28 protein-coding genes are annotated in these 26894 nt (G+C 51.1%); 16 read left to right on the plus strand and 12 right to left on the minus strand.

Annotated features, from left to right (window positions below; translation table 11 throughout):
- The first annotated feature begins 22 nt into the window (after positions 1 to 22).
- Positions 23 to 667 (plus strand): DUF2959 domain-containing protein, encoded by a 645-nt coding sequence (locus EFO84_RS06945; RefSeq protein WP_127347322.1) that lies wholly within the window; start codon positions 23 to 25, stop codon positions 665 to 667.
- A gap of 164 nt (positions 668 to 831) precedes the next feature.
- On the opposite strand, the gene arsJ is transcribed toward EFO84_RS06945, so the two are convergent.
- The 12 genes from arsJ to EFO84_RS07010 form a co-directional block, all read right to left on the minus strand.
- Positions 832 to 2025, minus strand: coding sequence for an organoarsenical effux MFS transporter ArsJ (gene arsJ / locus EFO84_RS06955; protein ID WP_127347323.1), 1194 nt, complete (start codon positions 2023 to 2025; stop codon positions 832 to 834).
- Positions 2019 to 3020: an ArsJ-associated glyceraldehyde-3-phosphate dehydrogenase gene (locus EFO84_RS06960; protein WP_127347324.1), complete on the minus strand. Its 1002-nt coding sequence runs from the start codon at positions 3018 to 3020 to the stop codon at positions 2019 to 2021. Before EFO84_RS06960 ends, arsJ begins: the two co-directional genes overlap by 7 nt.
- Positions 3017 to 3778 carry an arsenate reductase/protein-tyrosine-phosphatase family protein gene (locus tag EFO84_RS06965; protein ID WP_127347325.1) on the minus strand — a complete coding sequence of 254 codons (762 nt, stop codon included), beginning with the start codon at positions 3776 to 3778 and terminating at the stop codon, positions 3017 to 3019. Before EFO84_RS06965 ends, EFO84_RS06960 begins: the two co-directional genes overlap by 4 nt.
- Positions 3779 to 3861: 83 nt before the next feature.
- A complete protein-coding gene (locus EFO84_RS06970; protein ID WP_127347326.1) occupies positions 3862 to 4494 on the minus strand; it encodes a YiaD family glycine zipper/OmpA-like lipoprotein in 633 nt (210 codons plus the stop codon).
- Positions 4495 to 4574: 80 nt separating this feature from the next.
- Positions 4575 to 5408, minus strand: coding sequence for an SDR family NAD(P)-dependent oxidoreductase (locus EFO84_RS06975; RefSeq protein ID WP_127347327.1), 834 nt, complete (start codon positions 5406 to 5408; stop codon positions 4575 to 4577).
- Positions 5405 to 6355 (minus strand): SDR family oxidoreductase, encoded by a 951-nt coding sequence (locus tag EFO84_RS06980; RefSeq protein ID WP_127347328.1) that lies wholly within the window; start codon positions 6353 to 6355, stop codon positions 5405 to 5407. The genes EFO84_RS06975 and EFO84_RS06980 overlap by 4 nt, the downstream gene beginning before the upstream one ends.
- Entirely contained in the window at positions 6348 to 7235 is an 888-nt protein-coding gene (locus EFO84_RS06985; protein ID WP_127347329.1) for a bile acid:sodium symporter family protein, read from the minus strand. The genes EFO84_RS06980 and EFO84_RS06985 overlap by 8 nt, the downstream gene beginning before the upstream one ends.
- Positions 7235 to 8557: a flavin-containing monooxygenase gene (locus EFO84_RS06990; RefSeq protein ID WP_240642658.1), complete on the minus strand. Its 1323-nt coding sequence runs from the start codon at positions 8555 to 8557 to the stop codon at positions 7235 to 7237. Before EFO84_RS06990 ends, EFO84_RS06985 begins: the two co-directional genes overlap by 1 nt.
- 14 nt (positions 8558 to 8571) lie before the next feature.
- Positions 8572 to 9663: a PQQ-dependent sugar dehydrogenase gene (locus EFO84_RS06995; protein ID WP_127347330.1), complete on the minus strand. Its 1092-nt coding sequence runs from the start codon at positions 9661 to 9663 to the stop codon at positions 8572 to 8574.
- Positions 9663 to 10133 carry a hypothetical protein gene (locus EFO84_RS07000; protein ID WP_127347331.1) on the minus strand — a complete coding sequence of 157 codons (471 nt, stop codon included), beginning with the start codon at positions 10131 to 10133 and terminating at the stop codon, positions 9663 to 9665. The genes EFO84_RS06995 and EFO84_RS07000 overlap by 1 nt, the downstream gene beginning before the upstream one ends.
- Positions 10134 to 10175: 42 nt before the next feature.
- A complete protein-coding gene (locus EFO84_RS07005) occupies positions 10176 to 10694 on the minus strand; it encodes a DUF6702 family protein (protein ID WP_205701955.1) in 519 nt (172 codons plus the stop codon).
- Positions 10694 to 13168 (minus strand): M1 family metallopeptidase, encoded by a 2475-nt coding sequence (locus EFO84_RS07010; protein WP_127347332.1) that lies wholly within the window; start codon positions 13166 to 13168, stop codon positions 10694 to 10696. Before EFO84_RS07010 ends, EFO84_RS07005 begins: the two co-directional genes overlap by 1 nt.
- Before the next feature lie 152 nt (positions 13169 to 13320).
- Between EFO84_RS07010 and EFO84_RS07015 the strand changes: the two genes are divergently transcribed.
- From EFO84_RS07015 to EFO84_RS07085, 15 genes are all read left to right on the plus strand, one after another.
- Positions 13321 to 14685: a sensor domain-containing diguanylate cyclase gene (locus tag EFO84_RS07015; protein ID WP_127347333.1), complete on the plus strand. Its 1365-nt coding sequence runs from the start codon at positions 13321 to 13323 to the stop codon at positions 14683 to 14685.
- Positions 14686 to 14695: 10 nt separating this feature from the next.
- Positions 14696 to 15139 (plus strand): flavodoxin domain-containing protein, encoded by a 444-nt coding sequence (locus tag EFO84_RS07020; RefSeq protein ID WP_127347334.1) that lies wholly within the window; start codon positions 14696 to 14698, stop codon positions 15137 to 15139.
- A gap of 327 nt (positions 15140 to 15466) precedes the next feature.
- On the plus strand, positions 15467 to 17368 hold the full coding sequence (gene mnmG / locus EFO84_RS07025; protein ID WP_127347335.1) for a tRNA uridine-5-carboxymethylaminomethyl(34) synthesis enzyme MnmG: 1902 nt from the start codon (positions 15467 to 15469) through the stop codon (positions 17366 to 17368).
- Positions 17369 to 17388: 20 nt separating this feature from the next.
- On the plus strand, positions 17389 to 18009 hold the full coding sequence (gene rsmG / locus EFO84_RS07030) for a 16S rRNA (guanine(527)-N(7))-methyltransferase RsmG (protein ID WP_127347336.1): 621 nt from the start codon (positions 17389 to 17391) through the stop codon (positions 18007 to 18009).
- A 6-nt stretch (positions 18010 to 18015) separates the two neighbouring features.
- Positions 18016 to 18831, plus strand: coding sequence for a ParA family protein (locus EFO84_RS07035; protein ID WP_127347337.1), 816 nt, complete (start codon positions 18016 to 18018; stop codon positions 18829 to 18831).
- Positions 18828 to 19724 carry a ParB/RepB/Spo0J family partition protein gene (locus EFO84_RS07040; protein WP_127347338.1) on the plus strand — a complete coding sequence of 299 codons (897 nt, stop codon included), beginning with the start codon at positions 18828 to 18830 and terminating at the stop codon, positions 19722 to 19724. Before EFO84_RS07035 ends, EFO84_RS07040 begins: the two co-directional genes overlap by 4 nt.
- Before the next feature lie 82 nt (positions 19725 to 19806).
- Positions 19807 to 20229 carry an ATP synthase subunit I gene (locus EFO84_RS07045; protein ID WP_240642663.1) on the plus strand — a complete coding sequence of 141 codons (423 nt, stop codon included), beginning with the start codon at positions 19807 to 19809 and terminating at the stop codon, positions 20227 to 20229.
- A gap of 16 nt (positions 20230 to 20245) precedes the next feature.
- Positions 20246 to 21103 carry a F0F1 ATP synthase subunit A gene (atpB, locus tag EFO84_RS07050; protein ID WP_127347340.1) on the plus strand — a complete coding sequence of 286 codons (858 nt, stop codon included), beginning with the start codon at positions 20246 to 20248 and terminating at the stop codon, positions 21101 to 21103.
- A 47-nt stretch (positions 21104 to 21150) separates the two neighbouring features.
- Positions 21151 to 21384: a F0F1 ATP synthase subunit C gene (atpE, locus tag EFO84_RS07055; RefSeq protein ID WP_127347341.1), complete on the plus strand. Its 234-nt coding sequence runs from the start codon at positions 21151 to 21153 to the stop codon at positions 21382 to 21384.
- A 44-nt stretch (positions 21385 to 21428) separates the two neighbouring features.
- Positions 21429 to 21899: a F0F1 ATP synthase subunit B gene (gene atpF, locus EFO84_RS07060; protein WP_127347342.1), complete on the plus strand. Its 471-nt coding sequence runs from the start codon at positions 21429 to 21431 to the stop codon at positions 21897 to 21899.
- An 18-nt stretch (positions 21900 to 21917) separates the two neighbouring features.
- Positions 21918 to 22451, plus strand: coding sequence for a F0F1 ATP synthase subunit delta (gene atpH / locus EFO84_RS07065; protein ID WP_127347343.1), 534 nt, complete (start codon positions 21918 to 21920; stop codon positions 22449 to 22451).
- A gap of 14 nt (positions 22452 to 22465) precedes the next feature.
- Positions 22466 to 24007 carry a F0F1 ATP synthase subunit alpha gene (gene atpA, locus EFO84_RS07070; RefSeq protein WP_127347344.1) on the plus strand — a complete coding sequence of 514 codons (1542 nt, stop codon included), beginning with the start codon at positions 22466 to 22468 and terminating at the stop codon, positions 24005 to 24007.
- 56 nt (positions 24008 to 24063) lie between these two features.
- Positions 24064 to 24930, plus strand: a complete 867-nt coding sequence (gene atpG, locus EFO84_RS07075) for a F0F1 ATP synthase subunit gamma (RefSeq protein WP_127347345.1) — start codon at positions 24064 to 24066, stop codon at positions 24928 to 24930.
- A 39-nt stretch (positions 24931 to 24969) separates the two neighbouring features.
- Positions 24970 to 26355 (plus strand): F0F1 ATP synthase subunit beta, encoded by a 1386-nt coding sequence (gene atpD, locus EFO84_RS07080; protein ID WP_127347346.1) that lies wholly within the window; start codon positions 24970 to 24972, stop codon positions 26353 to 26355.
- Positions 26356 to 26368: 13 nt separating this feature from the next.
- Positions 26369 to 26785: a F0F1 ATP synthase subunit epsilon gene (locus EFO84_RS07085; RefSeq protein ID WP_127347347.1), complete on the plus strand. Its 417-nt coding sequence runs from the start codon at positions 26369 to 26371 to the stop codon at positions 26783 to 26785.
- Positions 26786 to 26894 lie beyond the last annotated feature (109 nt).

The raw sequence follows: 26894 nt of genomic DNA on the forward strand, positions 1-26894 counted from the left end.
CACAACCCAAACGAGGTATCGCATGATCATTCGCACCTTACTCATTAGCTGTTCTATGCTGGCTCTCAGCGGCTGTTCTAGCGCCTATTACGGCGCCATGGAAAAACTCGGCTATGAAAAACGCGACATCTTAGTGGATCGGGTTGAACAGGCGAGCGATGCGCAAGGTGACGCGCAAGAGACGTTTCAGTCGGCTTTGGAGCAATTTCAGCAGGTGATCGGTACCCCTGAATCCGAGCTCAACAGCGTTTACCAAGATATCAATAGCGCCTTTGAAGACTCGCAGGCAGCAGCCAAACGCGTGAGTGACCGTATTGACCAAGTGGAGAAAGTTGCCGAGGACCTGTTTGACGAGTGGGAAACCGAGTTAGGCGAGTACTCCAACGCTAATTTGCGCCGCCAAAGTGAGCAGCAACTCAACGATACCCGCCGCCAGTACAACGCCTTAGTACGCCAGATGCGGCAAGTTGAGTCGCGTATGCAACCGGTGCTGACAGCATTCCAAGACCAAGTGCTGTACCTGAAACACAACCTCAATGCCCAAGCTATTGGTGCCCTGAAAGGCGAGCTCGGCCGCATAGAAAGCGACGTCACCTCGCTGATTAAAAACATGCAGCAATCCATTGCTGAATCAGAAGCCTTTATTGCCCGTTTTAAGTCGCCTTAGACCGCACGGGCGTTTTTTCGCGTAAAACTATTGAGTCCGGCATTCTTTCTAAACCCGTCGAATTCGATGGGTTTAAGATTTTGATTGTTGCGCGTTGCTCCCAAAAGTCTAAAAATTCGAGCGTATATCTATTACGCCGCCAATTTCTGATATAACTCAGCGGCTCATGAACATTTATCCATACTAGGCAAGAGAGACACAATTACCGTAGACGCCAACAGCAACGCTGCCGAGATCACCAAACAAGCTATCAGCCCAGCTTGCATATATACATAACCCGATAGCACTGTACCCAACAAGCGACCGGCAGCGTTGGCCATATAATAAAAGCCGACATCAAGGGATACCCCATCGGCACGCGCGTGGGCAACGATTAAATAACTATGCAGTGACGAATTAATGGCGAACAACAGGCCAAATAGCCCCAGCCCCACCATAATGCTTACGGACACCGGAAAACTGCCATACCACAGCGCCGCAGCGAGCCCTAGTGGCGCTAATGTCAGCAAGGCACCATAACGGGTAACCTGGTGCGCTTGGGTGAAACGTGGTGCGATTGCTTGCACGCCACCGTAGCCGATCACCCACAATGCGAGAAAGCTACCGACCTGCCAATGATCCCAACCCAGTTGCGCCGCTAAGAATACCGGTAGTGCTACCACAAACCACACATCGCGCGCGCCGAACAAAAATAATCGCGCCGCCGCTAAAATGTTAATGGCTCGGCTTTTTGACCAGAGGTCGCGAAACTTCGGTTTAAAGCTAGCCTTGCCGGTGTCGCGCCGTAAAAACATCAGGCTACCAAGCCACACCACGCTGAGCATCAGCGCCAGTGCCAACACCGCGCCTTGAAAGCCAATCAGCGTAAGCAATAAGCCACCCAAAAAGAAGCCAATACCTTTGAGCGTGTTCTTGGAACCGGTTAACAGTGCCACCCAGCGGTACAATTGCCCTTGTTGGTTATCGGGCACTAGCAACTTGATGGTGCTTTTGGCACTCATTTTATTGAGATCTTTGGCGATACCCGACAGCGCCTGTGCGGCCATCACCCAAACCACGGTCAGCCACTCGGCTGGCACCAATAACAGCATCAATGCTGTAATTTGCAGCCCCAAGCCAATGTTCATGGTACGGTTTAACCCCCAGCGGGCGCCAAGCCAACCACCAAAGAGATTGGTGACTACCCCAAAAAACTCATAAAACACGAACAACAGCGCAACTTCTAGCGCACTGTAACCAAGCTGATGAAAATACAACACCACCAGCATGCGCAGCGCACCATCGGTCAGGGTAAAGGCCCAATAATTGCCGGTAACCAGCAAATATTGGCGTACCGCTGGTGATAACTGACTTAACATGCGCCAACCTTAGCAACTAACTCAACGGCGCGGTTGGCGTAGCCCCATTCATTGTCGTACCAGGCGTAAATCTTCACCTGAGTACCGTTCACCACCATGGTGGATAAGCCATCGACAATACTTGAACGCGGGTCGGTTTTGTAATCAATCGACACCAGTGGTCGCTGTTCAAAACCGAGAATTCCCTTAAGCGGGCCTTCTGCCGCCGCTTGCAACCAAGCGTTGATCTCCGCCACTGTAGTGGGCCGCGCCACTTCGAACACACAGTCGGTTAACGACGCATTGGCCAGCGGTACCCGCACCGCATGGCCATCAATTTTGCCCTTCAGTTCAGGAAAAATTTCAACAATCGCGGTGGCCGAGCCGGTGGTAGTGGGAATTAAACTCATGCCGCAGGCACGAGCGCGGCGCAGATCTTTATGCGGCGCATCCAGAATCGTTTGAGTATTGGTGAGGTCATGAATTGTGGTGATGGAACCATGCACAATGCCAATGTTCTCCTGCAACACCTTCACCACCGGCGCCAAACAATTGGTGGTGCATGACGCCGCAGTGACAATACGGTGCTTGTTGGCATCAAATAGTTGGTCGTTGACGCCCATAACCACATTCAGCGCACCCGCTTCTTTCACCGGAGCCGACACCACCACGCGCTGCACACCGAGGTCTAAATACGGCTGCAACGCCGCTACTTTTTTAAATTTGCCGGTTGCGTCGAGTACCACGTCGCAATCGCCCCATGGGGTATCTTCCAACGCTTTATTTTGCGTGTGGATAATGCGCTGACCGTTGATGATTAATGCATTGGTCTCGGCGGTCACGCTGGCAGCCCAGCGCCCATGCACCGAATCAAACGCCAGCAAATGGGCAAAGGTGGCGGCATCTGCCGCTGGGTCATTAACCCGCACCACAGTCACATCGCTACGCGCAGCAAAAATTCGCAACGCCAAGCGGCCAATGCGGCCCAAGCCGTTAATACCTACTTTGATGCTCATGCTACTGCTCCTACTAAAAATTGTGGGTTATGCAAGGCGGTGGTCTCAATTACCCTGCGCATCCAATCGGGGAGCGCTGGGTTGATGCGGTAGAACACAAATCTGACATCTTTGCGATCCACCAACACCCCATATTCACGCAACTGCGCTAAGTGCCGTGACACCTTGGGTTGTGACATTTGCGTGGCCTCAACCACCTCATTGACACAGAGCTCGTTCATACAAAGCTCGCCATCATCGTTCACACAGACTTCGCCGCGCTGCGCTAACAGCATGATGATTTGCAGTCTTAAAGGGTCAGACAACACTTTGAAGAACTCTTGTGGCGCGTTGAAAATACTCGGTTGCTGGGCGCGCTTACGGATAATCAGCAAAAACATCCGAATGCGTTCACTGAGCTCTTGTGCGGTTTTCTTAAAGGCGTCATTACTGCGCATGGCTACCGGATCGGGGAAATCCCAAGCGACAAAATTGTGCTCTTGAAAATCAACGCGGCATTCCTGGCGGGCGCGGTCACATAAGCTAATCACGTAGTCAAAATTGTGCTGACCGAGTTCGGTGATGGTCTTAGAGTGTAAATCTTCGGTGGCAATTCCAATACTCTGTAATGCCGCCAACGCGCCGGGCTCAGGTGCTGTGGGATTGGTGCCAGCGCTATAGGCCTGCACGCTATCACCGCCTAACTGACGCAGAATAGCCTCGGCCATCAGCGAGCGCGCAGAGTTGGCCGAACAGAGAAAAAGAACGCGAACAGACATAGAAAACCCCACCAACGAAAACCATATATATGGTATTCCGTATGTGTGGGGCTGTAAAGTGTCTTCTACCTAACCCGCACGGCTTACGCCTGGTTCGGCACGATCCGTAATTCCACCCGGCGGTTTAATTGGCGGCCATCGGTAGTGCTGTTATCGGCTACCGGCTGGGTGGGGCCAAAGCCCATGGTGGTGAGTCGGCGCTGATCAACGCCATTGCCCATAAAGTGGTTGCGCACCGCATTGGCGCGGTTCAGCGATAGGGTTTGGTTGTATTCAAGGCTACCGGTGTTATCGGTATGGCCTTCAATCACCAGCGTGGTTTTTTCGTATTTGTTTAATACTTTAACCACATCATCGAGCACTGGATAGAAGCCTTGAGAAATGCTGGCACTATTGGTGGCGAAGGTAATGGCGCCTGGTAATTGCAGACGAATGGTGTCGCCTTCACGGATCACTTCAACGCCACTGCCAGCTAATTCATCACGGAACTCTTGTTCTTGCTGGTCCATGTAATTACCGATGGCAGCACCCGCTAAAGCACCCACTGCCGCACCCCACACATAGCGACTTTTATCATGATCACCGGTTCCTTTGCCCAGAATAGCTCCGGCAACGGCTCCAATAGCAGCACCCTTTTGGGTATTACTCATGGTGTTATTAGCACAACCGCTCACCAATAACGCAGATAAAACGCCTACTAAGATAGTCTTTTGCATACAGAAGTCCTCGTATTCGGGAAATACCGATAGGCACTGTAGCAGCATCGCACAGCCAGCACGTTAACTTTGCAAAGAATTTACTCGGGGCTGTTGTTTGATATGTGGCCTTTGGCTTGCCTGAGTTCGCCGGCAAAGCGGCGCGCCATAAGGCGCAGGTACAGCCGTGGTGCCAGCCGATAGAGCAGGCTAGCAAAGTAACTGAAGTTATCGGCGAATAGCCGCTGCTGATTACGCTGCATCGCCTTGATAATACGTTGCGCCATCCAATCGCTGCTGCGGGTCTGACCCACAGTTGAGCGTGCATGCCGAGCCGGTTGGCCATCTGCGCCTAAGGCGTTCTGTTCAATGGCGGTCGCCAAAAAGCTCGGATACACCTGCAACAGCCGAATTCCCAGCCCCGCCACCTCGGCCCTATAGGTTTCAAAATACTGCGCCAGAGCCGCTTTGGCGGCACAGTAACCGGCCCGCCCTAGCACCGGCATCCACGCCGCCATCGAGCCAATCACCACCACTTGGCCGGCCGCGGCTTGTAACGGCTCGGTGAGGCCTTGGGTGAGCCGCACGGGGGCAAAATAATCCACCGCCATCACCTGCTCCATCACCGCCGGTTGGGTTTGATAACTAAGCGAGCGCTGGGTAATACCGGCGTTGTTAATCAGCACGGCTACCTGCGGGTAGCGGGCGCGTAATTGTACCAGCAGCTGGTCAATGGCTGCCGCATCGGCTAAATCACAGGTATAACAATGCGCGGCTGGGCCGAGAGCTGGTGCCGCAAACGCTGCCAATCCAGCGCCATCACGATCAATCAGCACCAATTGATGGGTTGCTTGCAACCGGCGGGCTAAATCCGCACCCAAACCCGAGGCAGCCCCGGTGATAATGGCTACTGGCAAAACCGAGGCGACCGTCATTCCGAGTTCCTCCCGCCACGAAAGTGGTGATTGTGCGCCAGATAAAAGGCAAATACCTGCGCGGAGGTTTTACGCAGTTGGTAGCCGAACTGGGTTTTCAAAGCATGGTTAGAGAGCACCGGCCGGTAGCGTAGAAAATCCACTTGCTCCGGCCCATAGCGGCTCAACCTCAGCCGCGAGCCCAACCATAGCGCGCTGCGTAGCAGCCAGGCCGGCAGTACAAGCAACGGCTTACCCATCATTGCCGCTAACTCCTGCACACTCAGAGCACCATCGCCGGCCAGATTATAAATGCCAGTTTTACTGCTGCGCACGCCATCCAGCACAATGGCGACTAGGTCTTCATCCCAAATAAACACGAACGGCGAGGCGCTACCGCGGATGGCAATCAATCGCGGCCGCATAAACAGTTGGGTGATGGGGTTGTTGGTGTGCTCGCCAAGCACCGTGCCTGGGCGCAACACTAGCTGTTGTAAATTCGGATGCTGCTGCCGGTACTGGGCCAATAAGGCTTCAATCTGGCGCTTATGTTCGCTGTAGCTGAACTGCGGGTGGCCGCGGAGTGGGTCACTTTCGGTCAACCACTCTGGGTTATCGGCATGGTAGCCATAGGCCGCACCGCTACTGGTCACGGTAATATGCTGAACACCCGCCGCAACACAGGCCTGCAAGACATTGGCGGTGCCGTTTACATCAATATCGTGATCGCGAGCGGGGTCATCACTGGTCTGCAAAATACTAGCTAAATGCACCACATGGGTTATCTGCTGTTCGGCCATCAATGCCGTCAGCTTGGCGTCGCGAATATCCATCGGGTAATAGGCGTAACCGCTGCCAGCGGCTTGGGCGCGGATATCCAAGCCCACTAGGGCATGCTCAGCGGCAAGTGCAGCACACAGGCGCTGGCCCAAATAACCTTCACAGCCGGTAATTAAAATATTAGCCATTAGCAGCCGCCCGCTTGCGGTCACGCGCCTGCCACCAGAAGCACAGGCTCATGCCGGCAATTAAATGCCAAATACCCCACCCAGCGGCAATAATTGCCATATCACCAAGGTCACTGAAAAAGGTAAAAATAATGCCCAGCCCTAAGCCGGAATTCTGTAGCCCCACCTCAAAGGTAATAGCGCGTTGATCGGCGCGGTTCAGTTGCATCAGCCGTGCTGCGGTGAACCCCAGCGTCAGTGCCAAGGCGTTGTGCGCTACCACCGCCAGCAAATACCAATTGGCATCGGCGATAAACTGCTGCCAATTGGCCGCCAGCGCTAACGCCACAAAACCAAATAGCGCCAACAACGAGCCATGCCGAAACCACGGCTCCATGCGCACCGCCCACTGCGGCGCTATGCGGCCCACCAATAAGCCCAACGCGAGCGGCAGCGCCAGCACCAAACCTACCACCGCATACAACTGCTCGGCTGGCACCGCGATGCTTTGCAACAATGCCGCGGTATTGGGGTTTAAACTGGCATATAACATAAAGTTGAACGGGGTTAACACCGTTGCTGCAAGGCTGGCAACAGCGGTCATACTCACCGACAGAGCGGCATTGCCGCCGGCTAAATAGGTCACGATATTGGAGAAACTGCCGCCAGGGCAGCTGGCCACTAACAGCAAGCCGAGGGCAATCTCAGCCGGAATAGGCAGCAGCAGGGTGGCGACAAAGGTCAAAGCCGGCAACAGCAGAAATTGCGCCAGCAAACCCGTCAACACGCCTTTGGGATAGCGCAACACCCGCTGAAAATCAGCCCAACGCAGGTTCAGCGCGATGCCGAACATCATCAGCGCCAACACCCCGTTGAGCCACAGCAAGCTGATGCTCGACATTACCCAGCGCCCTGCTGCAGCGCCCGTGTTTGCTGCTGCACCGCTTTCAAATACTCGGCCTTATGCACGTAAAACGCCATACGCTCGAGCTCTAAGTAACGAATACCACCATCAATACGTTGTTGCGATTGCTGCCGTACGCGGGCAAAGAAGGCCTCGGCTTGCTGCGGACGCTGCTGCTGCGCAGCAATCACTTCGGCCACCAGTTGCGCTTGATCGTCGCGCCCCTGCCAGCCCAAGCCGGCCGCTTCCACCATGCCCAGCATGAACAAATGCGGTTGCGCAGGGTTAAAGATGTTGAGATACAGCTGCGGCGCAAAGCCCTTCCAGTTCAGCAGTTGTTGATCAATAAAGGGGTAGTGCAGCTGGTAGCCGGTGGCTTCTAAAATAATATCGTACTCAGCATGGCTACCATCGACAAACTGCGCGCCCGTGGGTAACAGCGTGTCTACCGCTGGGCGCACTTTAATATCGCCATGGCCAATATGATGCAAGAACATCGAATTCACCACCGGGTGGGATTCGTACATGCGGTAGTCTGGCTCCGGCAAGCCATAACGACTGGGCGGCCCCGAAATTAACCGCACCAGGGTGCCATCCAGCCACTGCTTCAGTCGTGTCGGTAATTTAATTTTGCCGCCTAAGGTGTCGGTGGGCCGCCCAGCGATAAATTTTGGCAAAAAGTAGTAACCGCGGCGTACCACCATATCGACCGAACGCGCCCGATGCACGGCATCAACGGCAATATCACAACCGCTGTTGCCGCAGCCAACAATTAACACCCGTTTATCGGCAAAAATATCGGCGCTGCGGTAGCTGCTGCTATGCATCAAGGTACCGTTGAATTGGCCATTAAAATTGGCGCGTTTGGGTTGGTGTAAGGTGCCGTTGGCAATGATCACCCCAGCCGCCTGCAATTGCTTGGCCTCACCTTGTTGTTGGTAATGCACTAACCACGCATCACCTTGAGGCTCAACCCGCTCCACCCAACTGTTAAATTGATAGTGGTCATAGAGACCAAAATGGCGGGCAAAATCTTGGAAATAGCGTTTCAGCTGATCGTGACGCGGGTAATCCGCCACCTCGTCGGCCATGGGGAAATCGCTGAACTCGGTCATGCGTTTTGATGAAATCAGATGCGCCGATTGATACATGGTGCTGGTGGCCGAATCGATGTCCCATAAGCCGCCCACATCGCTATGGGCTTCAAGCCCAATCACTGCAATACCACGCTCAGTTAACCGCCGCACCGCGCACAAACCCGATGGCCCAGCGCCTATCACCACATAAGGCAATTGCTGACTCATTGCGTCACTACCCATCACCACATTCCTGGTTAGTTTAATCGAATTAACCTGCCCTCGGGGCTGTCGGTAAGCACGTAGACATGACCATCGTGCCCAACATGAACCGCGCGAAAACGCTGGTCTAAATCAGTAAGTAACTGCTCACTTAGCTCTAACAGCCCGTTATTGTATGAAAACCGTTGTAGCCGTTTCCCGGCTAAGTGAGCCACCAATAAATCACCCTGCCAATCAGGGTGCTTGTCACCGTAATACACCGCTAAACCAGCCGGCGCTAACGACGGTGTCCACACCCATAACGGAATATCGATACCGGGCAATTCTTGAAATGGTGACACTTTAGCGCCGGTGTAATCAATGCCATAAGTGACCATAGGCCAGCCGTAATTGCGGCCTTTTTCGAGCTGATTGATTTCATCGCCGCCTTTTGGCCCATGTTCATGTTGCCAAATAATTTGTCGCTCGCGGTCGTAAGCTAGCCCTTGCACATTGCGGTGGCCATAGCTAAAGGTAGCAGGCGCCTCGGTGTGGGTGTAGGGGTTATCGGCCGGAATGCTGCCATCACGGTTGATGCGTACCACTTTGCCCAAGTGGCTATTGAGGTTTTGCGCCTGCTCACGGTAGTCAAAGCCATCGCCTAAACTCAGTAACAAGGTGCCGTCTGCCCACCACGTCATGCGCGCACCATAATGCGCTGAGCCCTTTTTATCAGGCGTAGCACGGAAAATTTGTTGTACCTGCTGCAACTGATACGGCGGCTGTGCCGATAACTGGGCGCGGCTTACACACGTGGCGTTGGCATCAGCGGTACCACAGGCATAGCTCAAAAACAGCTCGCGACTACTGCTAAAGTCAGTGCTTAATAGCACCTCAAATAAGCCGGCTTGAGCATCTACAAACAAACTATCGAGCTGCTGTTCGACGGTACTTTTTTGCCCATCGGGCGCCACATAAACCAGTTGCCCACTACGCTCCGTCACTAACCAGCCGGTATCCGGTAATTGCGCAACCGACCAAGGAAAATGCAAACCCTCGGCGATGGTTTCAAAGCGCTCATCAGCTTGCGCTACGGGAGCCAACAGCAACAGGCCTGTCAGCGCTGCTAGACAATGATGCAATTTCATCAGGCGTGCTCCTGCAATTCAACCGCGGTGGGGTGCCAAAGGCGATGGAAGACCCAGCCCGCTAAGCCACCGCAGCTGCTAAGCAGAATAAAACCCAGCGCAGTGCGGTTAGCGGCTATCAAGGTAGGCATGGGCGCTAAATAATCAATGATGGTAAAAGCGATCATCAGGCCAATCACCCCAGCAGCTATAAACCAGCGCCGCTCGTGGCGCGGTTGTCCGCGGCCAAGCCAATAGGCTACAGGCAGCGCCAGCACTAAGGTCAGGGACAGAAACACCGCCATGGTGGGGGAGAAATGTAAGACATCGTGATACATGGTGGCGATGCGGGCATCCATATCAATCTCAACCGACAGCGCGGTAAGCGCGGCTAAATTAAATTGGGTTTGGATCACGCTGGCAGTGATGGCGGCAGCCGTCACTGCCACCATGAACGCGATAATAATTCGCACAATACTGAATTGACGCATAAAAACAGTCCTTCGCTAACAGATGAAATTAGCTTAGCACTGTCACCATTGCACCGCTAACCAATTATCATCACGGCTAAAGGTCACGCTTTGCAGGGCATCACTGAAGCCCTCCACGTTGACCAAATTGCGCTGTGACGACCAGATTTCTTGCAACACCGGTTGGCGTATCATAAAGCCGGTTAAATCACCGGGGCGAGCCACCTCTTGATAAACCCAAAAATCGCGTCCATCAATCTGAAAGCCAACCAACTGCAGCGCCAGCGAGTCACCAGAGAGCGGCGCCAGCTCAAATTGGCTGGCGGCGTAGTCGGCAAATTGCTGCTGAGTTACGGCATTGCTGTGAATGTCCGCCTTGGCATCAAACAACTGCTTCACGGCATGCTCGGCATCATGCAAAAAGAACCGATGCATGACTTCAATGTTACCGCTGCGCGGGTTGTACGCCACGGTCGTTGAGGCGGTATGTAATTGATGCGCCCAAGCACTACTGAGCATGCTGCTGACAACCGTCAGCAGCACCACCATAGCCTTCGCTAAAGCGAACCCAGTACGCACCATTAACGTTCTACCTCGGGCTCAGTCTTCTTGCTGTCCGTCTTCTTGCTGTCCGTCTTTAATTCTGTTTTCGCCTCTTGCATCAGGTCGCGAGAAATATGATCACGACCACGCTGTGACTTAAACGCTTCAATACGTGATTCAATCATTCGCCGTGGATAGTAGTTATTGCTGATATCCACATCGGCTGTTTCCCAATTTGGGTCCACCGCGAACTCTTGTACCGGCTTATCGGTAATAATCAATTTGCTCACCGATTTTGCGTTACGACGCCAAATTTCAGCTGGAATGTTAAGCATTTCGGTGCTGCCGTCGGCATAAGTGGTGTGCAACAGAATCGGCATCACCAAGCCGCCAATATTATCGAAATCCAGCACATAATAATGCTTGTCTTCGGTAACCGCGCGCTCAAATACCCGCCGCTCCCATGGCTCTAACTTGGCCAAAAAGCTTTGATACTCGTTGCGCTGCTTATTGGTGACGGTGAACTGATCGTTGTCGTCATGGAAATCACGAATCTCTGGGTTCAGTTCTACCCAAGTTTTGCGTGCTTCTTCAGCGTTACGTTGCACAAATAGTGAGGTGGGTTTGTTCTGCTCTTCATCGCGACGGCGCTGCCAATCGATATCTGGATCTTGAGTATCGAGGCGCAGCTTGTACACGCGCTCTAAGCTGATATCAACGTGGTCGGTCGAGTAAAACCAGCCGCGCCAGAACCAATCCAAGTCAACCCCTGAGGCTTCTTCCATGGTGCGGAAGAAGTCGGCCGGCGTTGGTCGTTTAAAGGCCCAGCGCTGGGCATATTCTTTAAAGGCATAATCAAATAATTCACGGCCCATCACCACTTCGCGCAAAATATTCAGCGCTGCAGCCGGCTTGGTATAGGCATTCGGCCCAAGATTAAGCACGCTATCCGACTGGGTCATAATGGGTACTTGGTTGGTCGATTTCATGTAATCGATAATCGACCGCGGCTCAACGCCCCACGGAATCGATGGATCCCATTCACGCCCCGCCACGCCATCTAAAAAGCTGTTGAGGCCTTCATCCATCCAGGTCCATTGACGCTCATCAGAATTGACGATCATGGGGAAATAAATGTGACCAATCTCATGAATCACCACGCCAATTAAAAAGCGTTTTTCAGCCAATGAATAGGTGCGCGTACCGTCATCTTGTAACACCGTGCGCGGGCCATTGAAGGTGATCATTGGGTATTCCATTCCACCCACGGGACCGTTCACTGACTGTGATGTTGGGTAGGGGTAATCAAACGAGAAGCGTGAATACACCTCCATGGTGTGAATCACCGACGCAGTGCTGTATTTTTCCCACAGCTCGCCACCCTCTTTCGGGTAAAACGACATGGCCATCACCAACGGTTGTACTTTACCGCCCTGCTGATAACCCTGCGCATCCCAAATAAATTTGCGCGATGACGCCCAGGCAAAATCACGCACGTTTTCGGCTTTAAAGCGCCATACTTTGCGCTCATCGGTACCTTCTTTCTCGTTGTCGAGGGCTTCTTCTGGGGTCACCACAAACACTGGTTTGTCGGCCTTCTCCGCTTGCTTTAAGCGCTCGCGCTGCTGCTTAGTCAGCACTTGTTGTGGGTTTTGTAGCACCCCAGTTGCCGAAACAATATGATCTGCCGGCACATCAATGGCGACTTCAAACTCACCAAACTCCATGGTGAACTCGCCTCGACCTAAGAATTCTTTGTTCGTCCAGCCTTCATAATCGGTAAATGCGGCCACCCGCGGGTACCACTGCGCTAACAAGAAGATATCGTTGCCGCCTTGGCGCGCATCGTCAGCAAAGTGCTCGTAGCCTGAACGGGCATTGACGGTATCTTCTTCGACCATGTTAAAGGCAAAATCAATATCGAATTCAAACTGTTGACCAGGCTTCAGTGGCCGTGGCAAATCAATACGCAGATTGGTGCCCACAACGATAAATTCCAGCGCCTTATCATTGCCATCAACAATCTTATTGATACTAAAACCGAGTTCGTTATCCGCCATAAATTGCTGACGACGCAGCTGATTCAGCGACAAGCGGGCTGGTTTATCAATGCCGCCTAGGTTCACGCTAGGTTTGCTATCAAAGGTTGCGGTTAACTCAGCCATGGAATCATCTTTGAAAATATTCTGGTCGAGCTGAATCCAAATATATTTCAAGGTATGCGGCGAATTGTTGGTGTAACGAATTTCCTCGTACGCCTCTATGCGGCGACGCTGCTCATCAAGGCGCACGTTAATGCTGTAGTCGGCACGTTGTTGCCAATATTTCTCGCCAGGTTCACCGGTGGCGGCACGATACACGTTTGGGGTCGGCAAGCTCTCATCAAGCTGGCGGAATTTATCGACATAGGAGCCTTTGGTCTGGCTAATAGCGCTGGCCGCAGCGGCCTGCAGTGTCATCCCTGAAAGTAGAGCGAGGCCCACTAGGGCAAGCGCCAATTGCTGCTTTTGCATGATGTAACCTTGGTTGGTAAAAAAATAGGCTCGAATCTAGCAATATTCTGCTCAGCTGACCAATCAACTAGTCGCAAAAACTTTCCATTTGTCGCAAACCTTTAGTTGGCATAAAGTAGAGCTATAACAGGAAGTTCCAGGGACGCTTTACCATGTCGGAATTGAAATACGGGGCATTAATTGGGGTTTGGATTGCCGCTTGGCACTTAGCCGGCGTGATGGAGTACGCGCCATATACCAGCTTATGGTATCTGCCTGCCGGTATATCCATGGCGGCTTTTATTGTGCTTGGTAAACGTGCTTTATTACCTATTTTTATTGCCGCGTCACTCATAGACCCAGAATTACTGAATGCGATAACCAGTGACTACGATGCCGCTCATCTGTTCACTGGCATGTTGTTTGGCCTCGTTCACACCTGCTCCTACGCGCTCGGTGGCCATTTTGCCCGGCACTATTTTATTCGCCTAGGGCACGGTGAGTTCCCCCGCAAAACCATCATCTTACTGCTCGCTTTCTCTTTGAGTAGCGGCCTTGCCGCTCTTGCCGGCGTTTCGGTATTGCAGTTTACCGGCGGCCCCATGTTATATACCCCCTTTGAGGGCATGATTACCTGGTGGTTAGGGGATCTGATTGGTTGTCTGGTGGTTACACCGTTGGCGGTTATTGTGCTTTATCGCGCTTGGCCGCAATTTAGCCCGCCACTTCATGCTTTTGTCAGCCTGGCCCACCCTGAGCGCAGTGATATGCTGCGTTTCATCAGTAAGGTATTAGTCGTCTGTGCTTTCGTGACCCTTATCATGGGCGCTAACGCGATATTACCGCTCTCAGAAATTCCTTATTTAATGTTTTTTTTAGGCATACCGCTGATTTGGATTATTTACACTGAACATCCTTATCATGCTGCCATGACATTACTAATCATTAGTGTGCTGATGGTCATTGGCCTGCGCCTGTTAGATTTGCACAACGCTGCGGTGATCTATCAATTTGCGCTCTGTGTGACCGCCGTGAACGCCTACTTAGCCATGGCAGTACCGCGTTTAATGCAGCAAAATCAATTACTCAGTGAAGTAACCATGACCGACACTTTAACCGGACTTGCCAGCCAAGCCCAGCTAGTCGCACTGACCCATTTATTACTCCAACAACCTACTCGAAGTGGCCAACACCATACCTTGCTTCGTATCACCCTAGATAACATTCAAATCATCAATGATACCTACGGTCGCGCTGTGGGCGATCAGGTACTTATAGCTACCGCTGAGGCGCTCAGAGCAGTCATTCCAAGCGGCTCTCTACTCGCCCGAGCCGATTCAGAAGCGTTTCTGTTGGTGCTCCCCAACACCACGGAAGAACAAGCTAAAGGATTAATTCCAACGCTAAAACGAAATTTACCTGAAGTTCCTCATCGTGGCTTCGTAGTGCCCATCCGTAGTAGTTTTATGCCCGTTCAAGTAGACTCTCAGCAAGCTTTTGATCGCACGTTACAGCGTGTTTTATCCGAACAACTATAGCGACCACACCATGTCACACATTGATATTTTAGTAGCTACTACCTCAGGCAATACCGAGTACTTGGCCGACCAACTAAGTGACCAGCTGATTGCTGCGGGGCATACTACAGAATTACATTACGAACCGGATTATCAGCAATTAATGACCGGCGACCCAGCCATTTGGTTGTGCTGTATTGCCAGCCATGGTGCTGGCGATTATGCCGATTCAATGCTCGATTTTGCTGAACAACTCAGTGCCCAACAACCGCATTTACCATTACTTCGATATGCCGTGATTGCCGTGGGTGATAGTAACTACGACACCTACTGTGCGGCGGGTCGCGATTGTGACGAGCGCTTGCAACAAGCTGGGGCGACGCGGTTAGTCAGCCGCCTCGAAATCGATATGGCTACGGATGATCCAGAACAAAAAAGTACCGACTGGCTACGATCATTCATCGCCGCATTGTGAATAACATCGGTATAACCGTGCTTAAGGTCTGTAACTAACGCGTGGATAACGGTGTGCATAACTAGCATTGTGGATAACCCACGATCTTATCCACCGGATGATCACCGCTAGGATCGCTGGTTACCCACACCCTACCGGATCGTTGTGATCCTTGTCTGAATTGAGCTCGGCGAGGTTATCCACAACAACAACCTGGCTAGTAGTAAGAGAAGTAGAAGATCAAAAGAAAAAGATCTAAGTTCTTTTTTTTGTCTAAAATATACCCGTTCCGATCCAATCCAATTCGCGCTAAAATAGCCGGCTATATTTTTTAAGGATCAGCGCATCATGACAACCCAACATTCCTTCCATCAGCATTATGACGTTATCGTCATTGGTGGCGGTCATGCCGGAACCGAAGCCGCTCTTGCTGCAGCACGCATGGGTAGTAATACCTTATTGCTGACGCATAACATTGAAACGCTTGGACAAATGTCATGTAACCCAGCGATTGGTGGTATTGGTAAAGGTCATCTGGTCAAAGAAATTGATGCCTTAGGTGGCATCATGGCTCACGCCGCTGATCACGCTGGTATCCAATTTAGAACCTTAAACTCTTCCAAAGGCCCAGCTGTAAGAGCCACTCGCGCACAAGCAGATCGTTTGCTCTATAAAGCTTACGTACGCCAGTATTTAGAAAATCAGCCGAATTTGACGCTATTTCAACAAGCCTGTGAAGATTTGATCGTGCATAACGATCGGGTGATCGGAGTGTTAACCCAAATGGGCTTAAAATTCTCTGCCACCACAGTGGTGTTAACGGTAGGTACTTTTTTGGGTGGCGTGATTCACATAGGTTTAGAAAACCATCAAGGTGGGCGTGCTGGCGATCCTCCAGCCAATGCACTAGCCAAACGCTTACGTGAATTACCGCTGCGCGTTGATCGGTTAAAAACCGGTACACCACCGCGTATTGATGCGCGCAGCCTCGACTTTTCGGTGATGCAAGAGCAACCTGGAGATAGCCCAACCCCTATTTTTTCGTTTATGGGTAAAGCCAGCGATCATCCGCAACAAATATCGTGCTACATCACCCATACCAACGAGCAAACCCACGATGTTATTCGTGGTGGTCTTGACCGGTCACCCATGTATTCCGGTGTTATTGAGGGCATTGGCCCGCGTTATTGCCCATCCATTGAAGACAAAGTCATGCGCTTTGCCGATAAGCAATCGCATCAAATCTTCGTAGAGCCTGAGGGTTTAACCACCCACGAAGTGTATCCAAACGGCATTTCCACCAGCTTACCGTTCGATGTGCAAGTCAACTTGGTGCGTTCTATCAAAGGCTTTGAAAATGCTCATATAACGCGCCCAGGTTATGCCATTGAGTATGACTTTTTTGATCCCCGCGATCTCAAGCAAACACTAGAAACCAAGTACATTCACGGCTTGTTCTTTGCCGGTCAAATCAATGGTACCACCGGTTATGAAGAAGCCGGTGCACAAGGCCTAATTGCGGGTATGAACGCGGCCTTGCAAGCCCAAGGCCATGATGGCTGGGCACCACGCCGTGACCAAGCGTACATGGGTGTGCTGATTGATGATCTATCCACCTTAGGCACCAAAGAACCCTATCGTATGTTCACCTCACGGGCGGAATATCGCTTGTTGTTGCGTGAAGACAACGCCGATGCGCGGTTGACCGAACAAGGTCGTAAGCTGGGCCTTGTGGATGATCAACGCTGGGCGCGGTTTAACCAAAAAATGGAAGCCATTGAGCAAGAGCATCAGCGTCTGCGTGGTACCTGGGTGCATGTCAATCATGCTGCCACCCTGCAGCTAAATACGATGTTGAAAAACCCGATTAGCCGCGAAGTGAATGCCGAAGAGCTGTTACGCCGCCCTGAAGTGAACTATGCGGATTTAATGAAAATTACTGGATTAGGGCCGGGTTTAGCGGATCAAGAAGCAGCAGAACAGGTTGAAATTAAAACCAAATATGCCGGTTATATAGACCGCCAGCAAGATGAAATAGCCAAACAATTGCGCCATGAAAATACCTTGTTACCAGCCAGCTTTGATTACAAAACTATCAAGGGTTTGTCCAACGAGGTGGTGGCGAAATTGAACCAACATCAGCCAGAAACCATCGGCAAAGCAGCACGTATATCAGGTATCACGCCAGCGGCTATCTCCATGCTGTTGGTGCACTTAAAAAAACAAGGCTTATTGCGCAAAAGCGCTTAATCAATAGGGTTTAACGCGCTATGCAACACCGTTTACAACAGCTGCTTGAGCAAGCTGGCATTGAACTCACGCCCACCCAACTAGGCCAACAAGTGGCCTTGGTTGAGCAACTGCATAAATGGAATAAGGCTTACAATTTAACCTCGGTGCGTGACCCGCAACAGATGCTGAGCCGGCACATTGTTGATAGTTTAGTGGTGTTACCGCATTTGCATGGTCAGCGCTTTATTGATGTTGGTACTGGCCCTGGCTTGCCGGGTTTGCCATTAGCTATTGCGCGGCCTGATTGGCAGTTCGTACTGCTTGATAGTTTGGGCAAGCGCATTCGCTTTATTCGCCAAGTCTGTCACCTGTTAAACATTAAAAATGTCACCGCAGTGCAGAGCCGTGTTGAGGATTACCAGCCCGAGCAACAATTTGATGGGGTGATAAGTAGAGCCTTTGCCTCGTTAAATGATATGCTCAGTTGGTGTCAGCACTTACCAAACGCAAATGGACAGTTTTATGCGTTAAAGGGGCAATACCCAAGTAGTGAATTAGCCAGCTTGGATAACGCTTACCAAGTGCAAGAAATAACCAAATTGCAGGTACCTGAAGCCGATGGCGAGCGCCATTTGGTGATTATAAAAACAAGAGGTTAAGGCCGCATGGGACGGATCATTGCAATTGCGAATCAAAAAGGTGGTGTGGGTAAAACCACCACTGCAGTGAATTTAGCTGCCTCGATGGCGGCAACACGACGTAAAGTGTTGCTTATCGACCTTGATCCGCAGGGCAATGCCACCATGGGCAGTGGTGTCGATAAATACGAGGTGGAAAATACAGCCTATGAGCTGTTAGTTGAAAAAAAGCCCATCACCGACGTCATCATCACTGAAACCACCGGTAAATATCATCTGATTGCCGCCAATGGCGATACCACCGCCGCCGATATCAAGCTGATGGAAGAATTCGCCCGCGAGCAACGCTTAGCGCAGGCTTTGCAGTCGGTGGTGAACAACTACGATTACATCTTCATTGATTGCCCACCGTCACTCAGCATGCTCACGGTCAACGCTATGGCTGCTGCCGATTCAGTGTTAGTACCTATGCAGTGCGAGTACTTCGCGCTTGAAGGCTTAACCGCATTAATGGATACCATTGAGCGTTTAGCCGAAGCGGTCAACCCGCGGCTAACCATAGAAGGTATTTTACGCACCATGTATGACCCGCGTAATCGCCTGGCCAATGATGTGTCTGAACAACTAAAAGCGCACTTTGGTGACAAAGTGTATCGCACCGTGATCCCACGTAATGTGCGCCTTGCTGAAGCGCCAAGCTTTGGTACCCCAGCCATGTATTACGATAAGGCATCGTCAGGTGCTAAAGCCTATCTAGCGCTGGCCGGTGAATTGATTCGCCGGGCTGAACAACTAAAAAAAGCCGAAGCAGCGGCTAAAGCAGAAGGACAAGCATCGTCATGACAGCCAAAAAACGCGGATTAGGGCGCGGCTTAGAGGCCTTGCTCACCAACAGCCATAAGCAACGTGAGCACGATAGCCAAGTGCCTGATATTGAGCTAGCCACCAGTGAACTACAGCAACTACCCATAGAGTGGTTACAGCCTGGACGCTATCAACCACGCAAAGATATGGCGCCAGAAGCGCTCGAAGATTTAGCTGCATCCATTAAAGCGCAAGGCATTATCCAGCCGATTGTGGTGCGTGCTGTGGCGGAACAGCGCTACGAAATCATCGCTGGCGAACGGCGCTGGCGTGCAGCGCAACTGGCGCGCTTAGCCGAGGTACCCTGCTTAGTCAAAACCGTGGCCGATGATGCAGCCATTGCCATGGCCTTGATTGAGAATATTCAGCGTGAAGATCTCAATGCCATGGAAGAAGCCGTAGCTCTGCAGCGGTTATTAACCGAGTTTAAATTGACCCACCAAGAAGTCGCTGATGCGGTGGGTAAATCGCGCGCCACAGTAACTAACTTGTTGCGCCTGAATAACCTCATGGCAGAAACCAAAACGCTATTAGAGCGCGGTGACATTGAGTTAGGCCATGCCAAATTGTTGCTGGCCCTTGAAGGCGAGCAGCAAGCTGAGGTGGCACGAGTGATCGCCGCCAAGGCGTTGACCGTAAGAGAAGCCGACAAGTTGGTGCGATTGGCTTTAGAGCCACCGAAGCAGGCACCAGCAAAAGCCAGTCCTGATGCTGATATCAAACGTTTAGAACAGCGTTTGACAGAACGTTTTAGTGCCGCTGTGGCGATTAACCACAACCGTAAAGGCAAAGGTAAACTGGTGATAAATTACAGTAGCTTAGATGAGCTCGATGGTATTTTGGCGCATTTAGGCATAGCTGACGACGGCTAATGTTACCGATTTGTTTGCATTTAAAGCGCAAATCTTTATACTATCGCGGGCTTTTTGACGAGGTATGAAGCCCTTGGCTGACGTGAAAACTGACGTGAAAAACAACGCACACAAACAGGCTCTAACAGGGCATGGAAAACAACTGGCAGCGCGATTATTGCGCGCCCAAGCAGGCACCATATTTTTGCTCGCTTGTGTGTTTTCGCTGGTGCAGCCGTACAATGGCTACTTATATTTTTGGGGTGTGGTAGCGGGCGGGTTCGCCGTTTTTATTCCTACCGCACTCTTTGCTTGGCGCGCTTTTGCCCACGGCGGCGCGCGAGCAGCGCAACAAGTGGTTGCGAATTTTTTTGCCGGTGAAGCGCTGAAAATCAGCCTCACTGTGGTGTTGCTGATAACCGTGTTGTTAGTAGCAGAGCTCCCGCTGGTAGCGGTTTGTAGCGGCTACATTGCAACCATTATCATGCAATGGCTGGCACCGATTTTACTTTTAAAATCAACTTAAAATTGTGGGACTTACAATGGCTGCAGAAGAGTTAACGCTCCAAAGTCATATTCAGCACCACCTAACTAACGCCAAGATGTGTAATACCGAAGCCGGTATTGCCTTCAACAAAGCGTGTAGTGAGGCCGGGTTCTGGACATGGCACATTGACACCCTCGCCTGGTCGATCGGCTTAGGTATTATTTTCCTGATGATTTTCCGTAACGCGGCGAAAAAGGCCACGGTCGGAGTGCCAGGAAAACTTCAATGCTTTATCGAAATGATCGTGGAATTCGTGGCCGGCAACGTGCGCGATACCTTCCACGGTAAGAGCAAATTGATTGCCCCGCTGGCCTTAACCATCTTCGTCTGGGTATTTTTGATGAACTTGATGGACTTGATCCCGGTTGACTTTTTACCGGCATTTGCAGGCTGGATAGGCGCTACCTTCTTTGGCATGAACTCACACGATGTGTACATGAAAATTGTACCGACCACCGACATCAACATGACCGCGGCACTGGCTATCGGCGTGTTCTTACTGATGATTGGTTACAACATTCGCATGAAAGGCGTGTTGGGCTTCATCAAAGAGCTGACCTTGCACCCATTTAGCTCAAGTAACTTATTCGTACAAATACTGCTGATCCCTTTCAACTTATTGTTGGAGCTGATCGCGTTGGTCGCCAAGCCGTTCTCGCTGGCCTTGCGACTGTTCGGTAACCTCTATGCTGGTGAGCTGATCTTTATCTTGATCGGTGCTATCGGCTTAATGCAGTTACCATTGCACTTTGTCTGGGCGGTGTTCCACATCCTCGTTATCGTGCTGCAGGCGTTCGTATTCATGATGCTGACCATTGTTTACTTGAGTATGGCCAGCTCAGAAAGCCACTAGTTTTTTGTTTTACTTTTAACCTTTGACTTTACTTTTTGGAGATAAAAATGGAACTAATGTTAGGTCTTAAATATATCGCTGTTGCTCTGTTAATCGGCTGTGGCGCAATCGGTACTGCGGTTGGTTTCGGTAACATGGGCGGCAAGTTCTTAGAAGCTTGTGCACGTCAGCCAGAATTAGCTCCTTCACTGCAAGTTAAAATGTTCATCTTGGCGGGTCTGATCGACGCGGTAGCGATGATCGGTGTTGGTATCGCCATGGTCCTGTTGTTCGTACTCTAAGGTCCTTTGTCACCACTCGAACAACTGAACTAAGGGGGTAGGTCGTGAGTTTAAACATGACCCTGTTCGGCGAATTGATTGCCTTTATCGTCTTCGTACTATTCTGTATGAAGTTCGTATGGCCACCGCTGAACAACGCAATTGAAGCCCGTCAGCAGAAAATCTCTGATGGTCTTGCTGCCGGTGAACGCGCAGAAAAAGACCTGCAACTCGCGCAAGCGAAGATTGCTGACGAGTTAAAAGAAGCGAAAGCGCAAGCTGCTGAAATCATTGCCCAAGCGAAGAAACGCGCTGAGGACAGTGTTGAAGAAGGCAAAAAGCGTGGCGAGCAAGAGCGTGAGAACATCATTGCTGCTGGCCAAGCTGAAGTGCAAGCTGAGCGCAATCGTTTACGTGAAGAACTGCGCAAGCAAGTGGCCATGTTAGCCATTGCTGGTGCAGAAAAAATTATCGAGCGTGAAATTGATAAAAACGCTCACAGTGACATCGTTGAAAAACTGGTCGCTGAACTCTAACCAAAGGGGTCTGTGCAAATGTCAGAATTGACTACGGTTGCTCGCCCCTATGCAAAAGCAGCTTTTGATTTTGCAGTAGAGCATGGCGCTATCGAAAAATGGCACGAAATGTTGGTGTTTGCAGCTGCGGTTGCAACCGATGCCACCATGTCGACCTTTTTGAGCAGCGCCGAAACGCTAGAAAAGAAGACTCATGTGTTTGTTCAAGTCTGCGGTGAGCAGCTCGACAACCATGGCCAAAACTTTGTCAAAGTCATGGCTGAAAATGGTCGCTTGAAAGCGTTACCTGCAGTTGCAACTCTGTATAGCGAGTTGCGTGCTGAACACGAAAAAGAAATCGCCGTAGACGTAACCTCGGCGGTTAAATTGACGAAGAAGCAGCAGGATGATCTGGCAAAAGCGTTAGAGCAACGTTTTTCACGCAAAGTTAAGCTGAATTGCACCGTTGATAGCGCCATTACCGGCGGCTTGTTCATCAAAGCTGGTGACACAGTGATTGACGGTACGGTGCGCGGCAAGCTAACTCGCTTAGCCCACGCATTGCAATCCTAATTGGGGACTTGAGCATGCAACTGAATTCAAATGAAATCGCAGAACTGATCAAGAAACGTATTGATCAGTTTGAAGTGGTCAGTGAAGCGCGTAACGAAGGTACTATCGTCTCGGTAACCGACGGTATTATTCGCGTTCACGGCCTTGCCGACTGTATGCAGGGCGAGATGATCGAACTGCCAGGCAACCGTTATGCTATCGCCTTGAACCTTGAGCGCGACTCGGTAGGTGCGGTTGTTATGGGTCCGTACGCGGACTTGCAAGAAGGCGTAAAAGTAAAATCGACTGGCCGTATCTTAGAAGTGCCAGTAGGTCGCGCCTTGTTAGGCCGCGTGGTCAACACCTTGGGCTTACCGATTGACGGTAAAGGCCCAATCGAAGCCGATGGTTTCGAGCCGGTTGAGAAAATCGCGCCAGGTGTTATTGAGCGTCAATCGGTTGATCAGCCAGTACAAACTGGTTACAAATCAATCGACTCGATGATTCCAGTTGGCCGTGGCCAGCGTGAATTGATCATCGGTGACCGCCAAACTGGTAAAACTGCTTTAGCTATCGACGCCATCATCAATCAGAAAAACTCTGGTATTAAGTGTGTGTACGTAGCTATCGGTCAGAAAGCCTCGACCATTGCCAACGTAGTACGCAAGCTCGAAGAGCACGGCGCTTTAGCCAACACTATTGTGGTTGCGGCATCGGCTTCTGAATCTGCGGCACTGCAATACTTGGCGGCCTATTCTGGCTGTACCATGGGTGAATACTTCCGTGATCGTGGTGAAGATGCACTGATCGTATACGATGACCTGTCTAAGCAAGCTGTTGCTTACCGTCAGATCTCATTGTTGCTGCGTCGTCCGCCAGGTCGTGAAGCTTACCCAGGTGACGTATTCTATTTGCACTCCCGCTTACTAGAGCGTGCAGCGCGAGTAAACGCTGACTATGTTGAGAAATACACCAATGGTGAAGTGAAAGGCCAAACCGGTTCATTGACCGCACTGCCAATCATTGAAACCCAAGCTGGTGACGTATCAGCATTCGTACCAACCAACGTGATTTCAATCACCGATGGTCAGATCTTCTTAGAAACTGACTTGTTTAACGCCGGTATTCGCCCTGCGGTAAACGCTGGTATCTCGGTATCGCGGGTTGGTGGTGCAGCGCAAACCAAAATCATCAAGAAATTGGGTGGTGGTATCCGTTTGGCCTTGGCTCAGTACCGTGAATTGGCGGCATTCGCCCAGTTCGCTTCTGACCTAGATGAAGCCACACGTTCACAGTTAGAGCACGGTCAACGTGTTACCGAACTGATGAAGCAGAACCAGTACCAGCCAATGAGCGTTGGCGAAATGGCCGTATCTATTTTCGCCGCTGAAAAAGGCTATCTGAAAGACGTTGAACTGAACAAAGTTTTAGACTTTGAAGCAGCGTTGATTGCCTACATGCGTAGCACGCATGGCGACTTGATGGCTGACATTGATGCGACTGGCAACTATAACGATGCGATTGAAGCCAAACTGCACGAAGGCCTCAAAACCTTCAAGAAAACGCAGTCTTGGTAAGCGCCACGTGGCCACTCATGCAGTGGCCACAGGTCGTTAAGTAACAGGAGATTATCATGGCCGTCGGTAAAGAAATAAAGACCAAGATCGGGAGTATTAACAATACTCAGAAGATCACCAGTGCTATGGAAATGGTGGCTGCGTCGAAAATGCGTAAGGCGCAGGAACGGATGGCCTCAAGCCGCCCGTATGCCGATAGTATCTACAAAGTGATCGGCCATGTTGCCCACGCTAACTTAGAGTTCCGCCACCCGTATTTGGTAGAGCGCGAAGTAAAACGTGTTGGTTACATTGTCATTTCAACCGACCGTGGTTTATGTGGCGGTTTGAACACCAACGAATTTAAAGCGGTGGTCAAGCACGCAAAAACACAGAAAGACGCCGGAATTGAAGTGGACTTTGCTGCCATTGGTAACAAGGCAACAGGTTTCTTTAAACGTTTTGGTGGCCGTTTACTGGCACAAACCTCAGGCCTTGGCGATAAGCCAAGCGTGAACGATGTGCTCGGGACTGTACAAGTACTGTTAGATGCCTTTGATGAAGGCAAACTAGACCGTCTGTACCTGGTGTATAACAAGTTTGTGAACACCATGAAGCAAGAACCAACGATAGCCCAATTGCTACCGTTGCCAAAAGCTGAGTCTCGCGATGAAGTTCAATCAGGTAGCTGGGACTACTTGTATGAGCCTGACGCCCAACCCATTTTGGAAACGCTGATCCGTCGCTTCGTAGAAGTGACTGTGTATCAAGGGGTTGTGGATAACATCGCCAGTGAACAGGCAGCGCGGATGGTGGCTATGAAGGCCGCTACCGACAACGCCGAAGACCTGATTGATCAATTGCGCTTGGTGTATAACAAAGCTCGCCAAGCAGCGATTACGCAGGAAATTTCGGAAATTGTATCGGGCGCCGGAGCGGTATAAGGCGAAGCTTGCAAGAATTTTAGAGTTAGAGGAAATGTCATGAGTCAAGGTAAGGTCGTGCAAATTATTGGCGCGGTTGTGGATATCGAATTTCCACAAACTGCAGTGCCAAAGGTATACGACGCGCTGAAGGTGACCGACGGTGACCTCAAGGGTTTAACCCTGGAAGTTCAGCAGCAGTTAGGCGGCGGTATCGTGCGGAGCATCGCACTAGGTACTACCGACGGTCTGCGTCGTGGAATCAGCGTCGAGAATACCGGCGAATCAATCATGGTACCGGTGGGCAAACAAACCCTAGGCCGCATCATGAACGTGTTGGGTGAGCCAATCGACGAAGCCGGTGCTATCGGTGAAGAAGAGCGGATGTCTATCCACCGCGCTGCGCCATCCTATGAAGAGCAGTCAAACGCTACCGAACTATTAGAAACCGGCATCAAAGTTATCGACTTGGTTTGCCCGTTCGCTAAAGGCGGTAAAGTAGGTCTGTTCGGTGGTGCCGGTGTAGGTAAAACCGTAAACATGATGGAGCTTATCCGTAACATCGCTATCGAGCACAGCGGCTACTCAGTATTCGCCGGTGTTGGTGAGCGTACGCGTGAAGGTAACGACTTCTATCACGAGATGAAAGACTCCAACGTACTCGACAAAGTTGCGCTGGTATATGGCCAGATGAACGAACCACCAGGTAACCGTTTGCGGGTAGCGTTGACCGGTTTGACCATGGCGGAGAAGTTCCGTGACGAAGGTCGTGACGTACTGTTCTTCGTGGATAACATCTACCGTTATACCTTGGCCGGTACCGAAGTATCAGCCTTGTTAGGCCGGATGCCGTCAGCGGTAGGTTATCAGCCAACATTGGCGGAAGAGATGGGCGTTCTGCAAGAGCGTATCACTTCAACCAAAACTGGCTCAATCACCTCTATCCAAGCGGTATACGTACCTGCGGATGACTTGACTGACCCATCACCAGCAACCACCTTTGCTCACTTAGACGCAACGGTTGTATTGTCACGTGATATCGCGTCATTAGGTATCTACCCGGCGGTTGACCCGTTGGCGTCTACCTCACGTCAGTTAGACCCGTTAGTTATCGGTAAAGAGCATTACGAAGCAGCGCGTGGCGTTCAGTCAGTGTTGCAGCGTTACAAAGAATTGAAAGATATCATCGCTATCTTGGGTATGGATGAATTGTCAGAAGAAGACAAAACCACCGTATCACGGGCGCGTAAAATTCAGCGCTTCCTGTCACAGCCATTCTTCGTTGCCGAAGTATTCACTGGCTCACCAGGTAAGTACGTATCTCTGAAAGATACTATTGCTGGATTTAAAGGTATCTTAAACGGTGATTTTGACCACCTGCCAGAACAAGCGTTCTACATGGTTGGTAGCATCGAAGAAGCGGTCGAAAAAGCCAAGAAAATGTAACCGGGAGGTTTAAATGGCAGCTAAAACTGTACAGCTTGACGTGGTCAGCGCCGAAGAGAAGATTTTCTCGGGTGCGGTGCAGACCGTGCAAGTGACCGGTAGCGAAGGTGAGCTGGGTGTGTACCCAGGCCACGCGCCACTGTTAACCCTGATCAAACCAGGTATGGTGCGGTTGGTGTTAGAAGACGGTGCTGAGCAAATCATCTATGTTGCCGGCGGCGTGCTAGAAGTGCAGCCACACAACGTCACGGTACTTGCTGATACAGCCGTACGCGGCGACGAGCTTGACGAACAACAAGCTCTTGCCGCAAAACAACGGGCTGAAGCAGCAATTGCAGATTCAAGCTCAGACCTCAGCTACGCCGAAGCAGCTGCGGAATTAGCCCGGGCGTTGGCACAGTTACAGATTATTCGCAAAATCAAAAAATAATCCGTAGCAGCGCGACCAGAGCGAAAAGAAAGTGAAAAGACCCGACGGTTATGCCGATCGGGTCTTTTTTTGCGCTGTTAATTTTCTGTGAACCAAGTAAAATAACCCC

It is taken from the genome of Pseudidiomarina mangrovi (assembly GCF_003999375.1).
GTDB classification, from domain to species: Bacteria; Pseudomonadota; Gammaproteobacteria; order Enterobacterales; family Alteromonadaceae; genus Pseudidiomarina; species Pseudidiomarina mangrovi.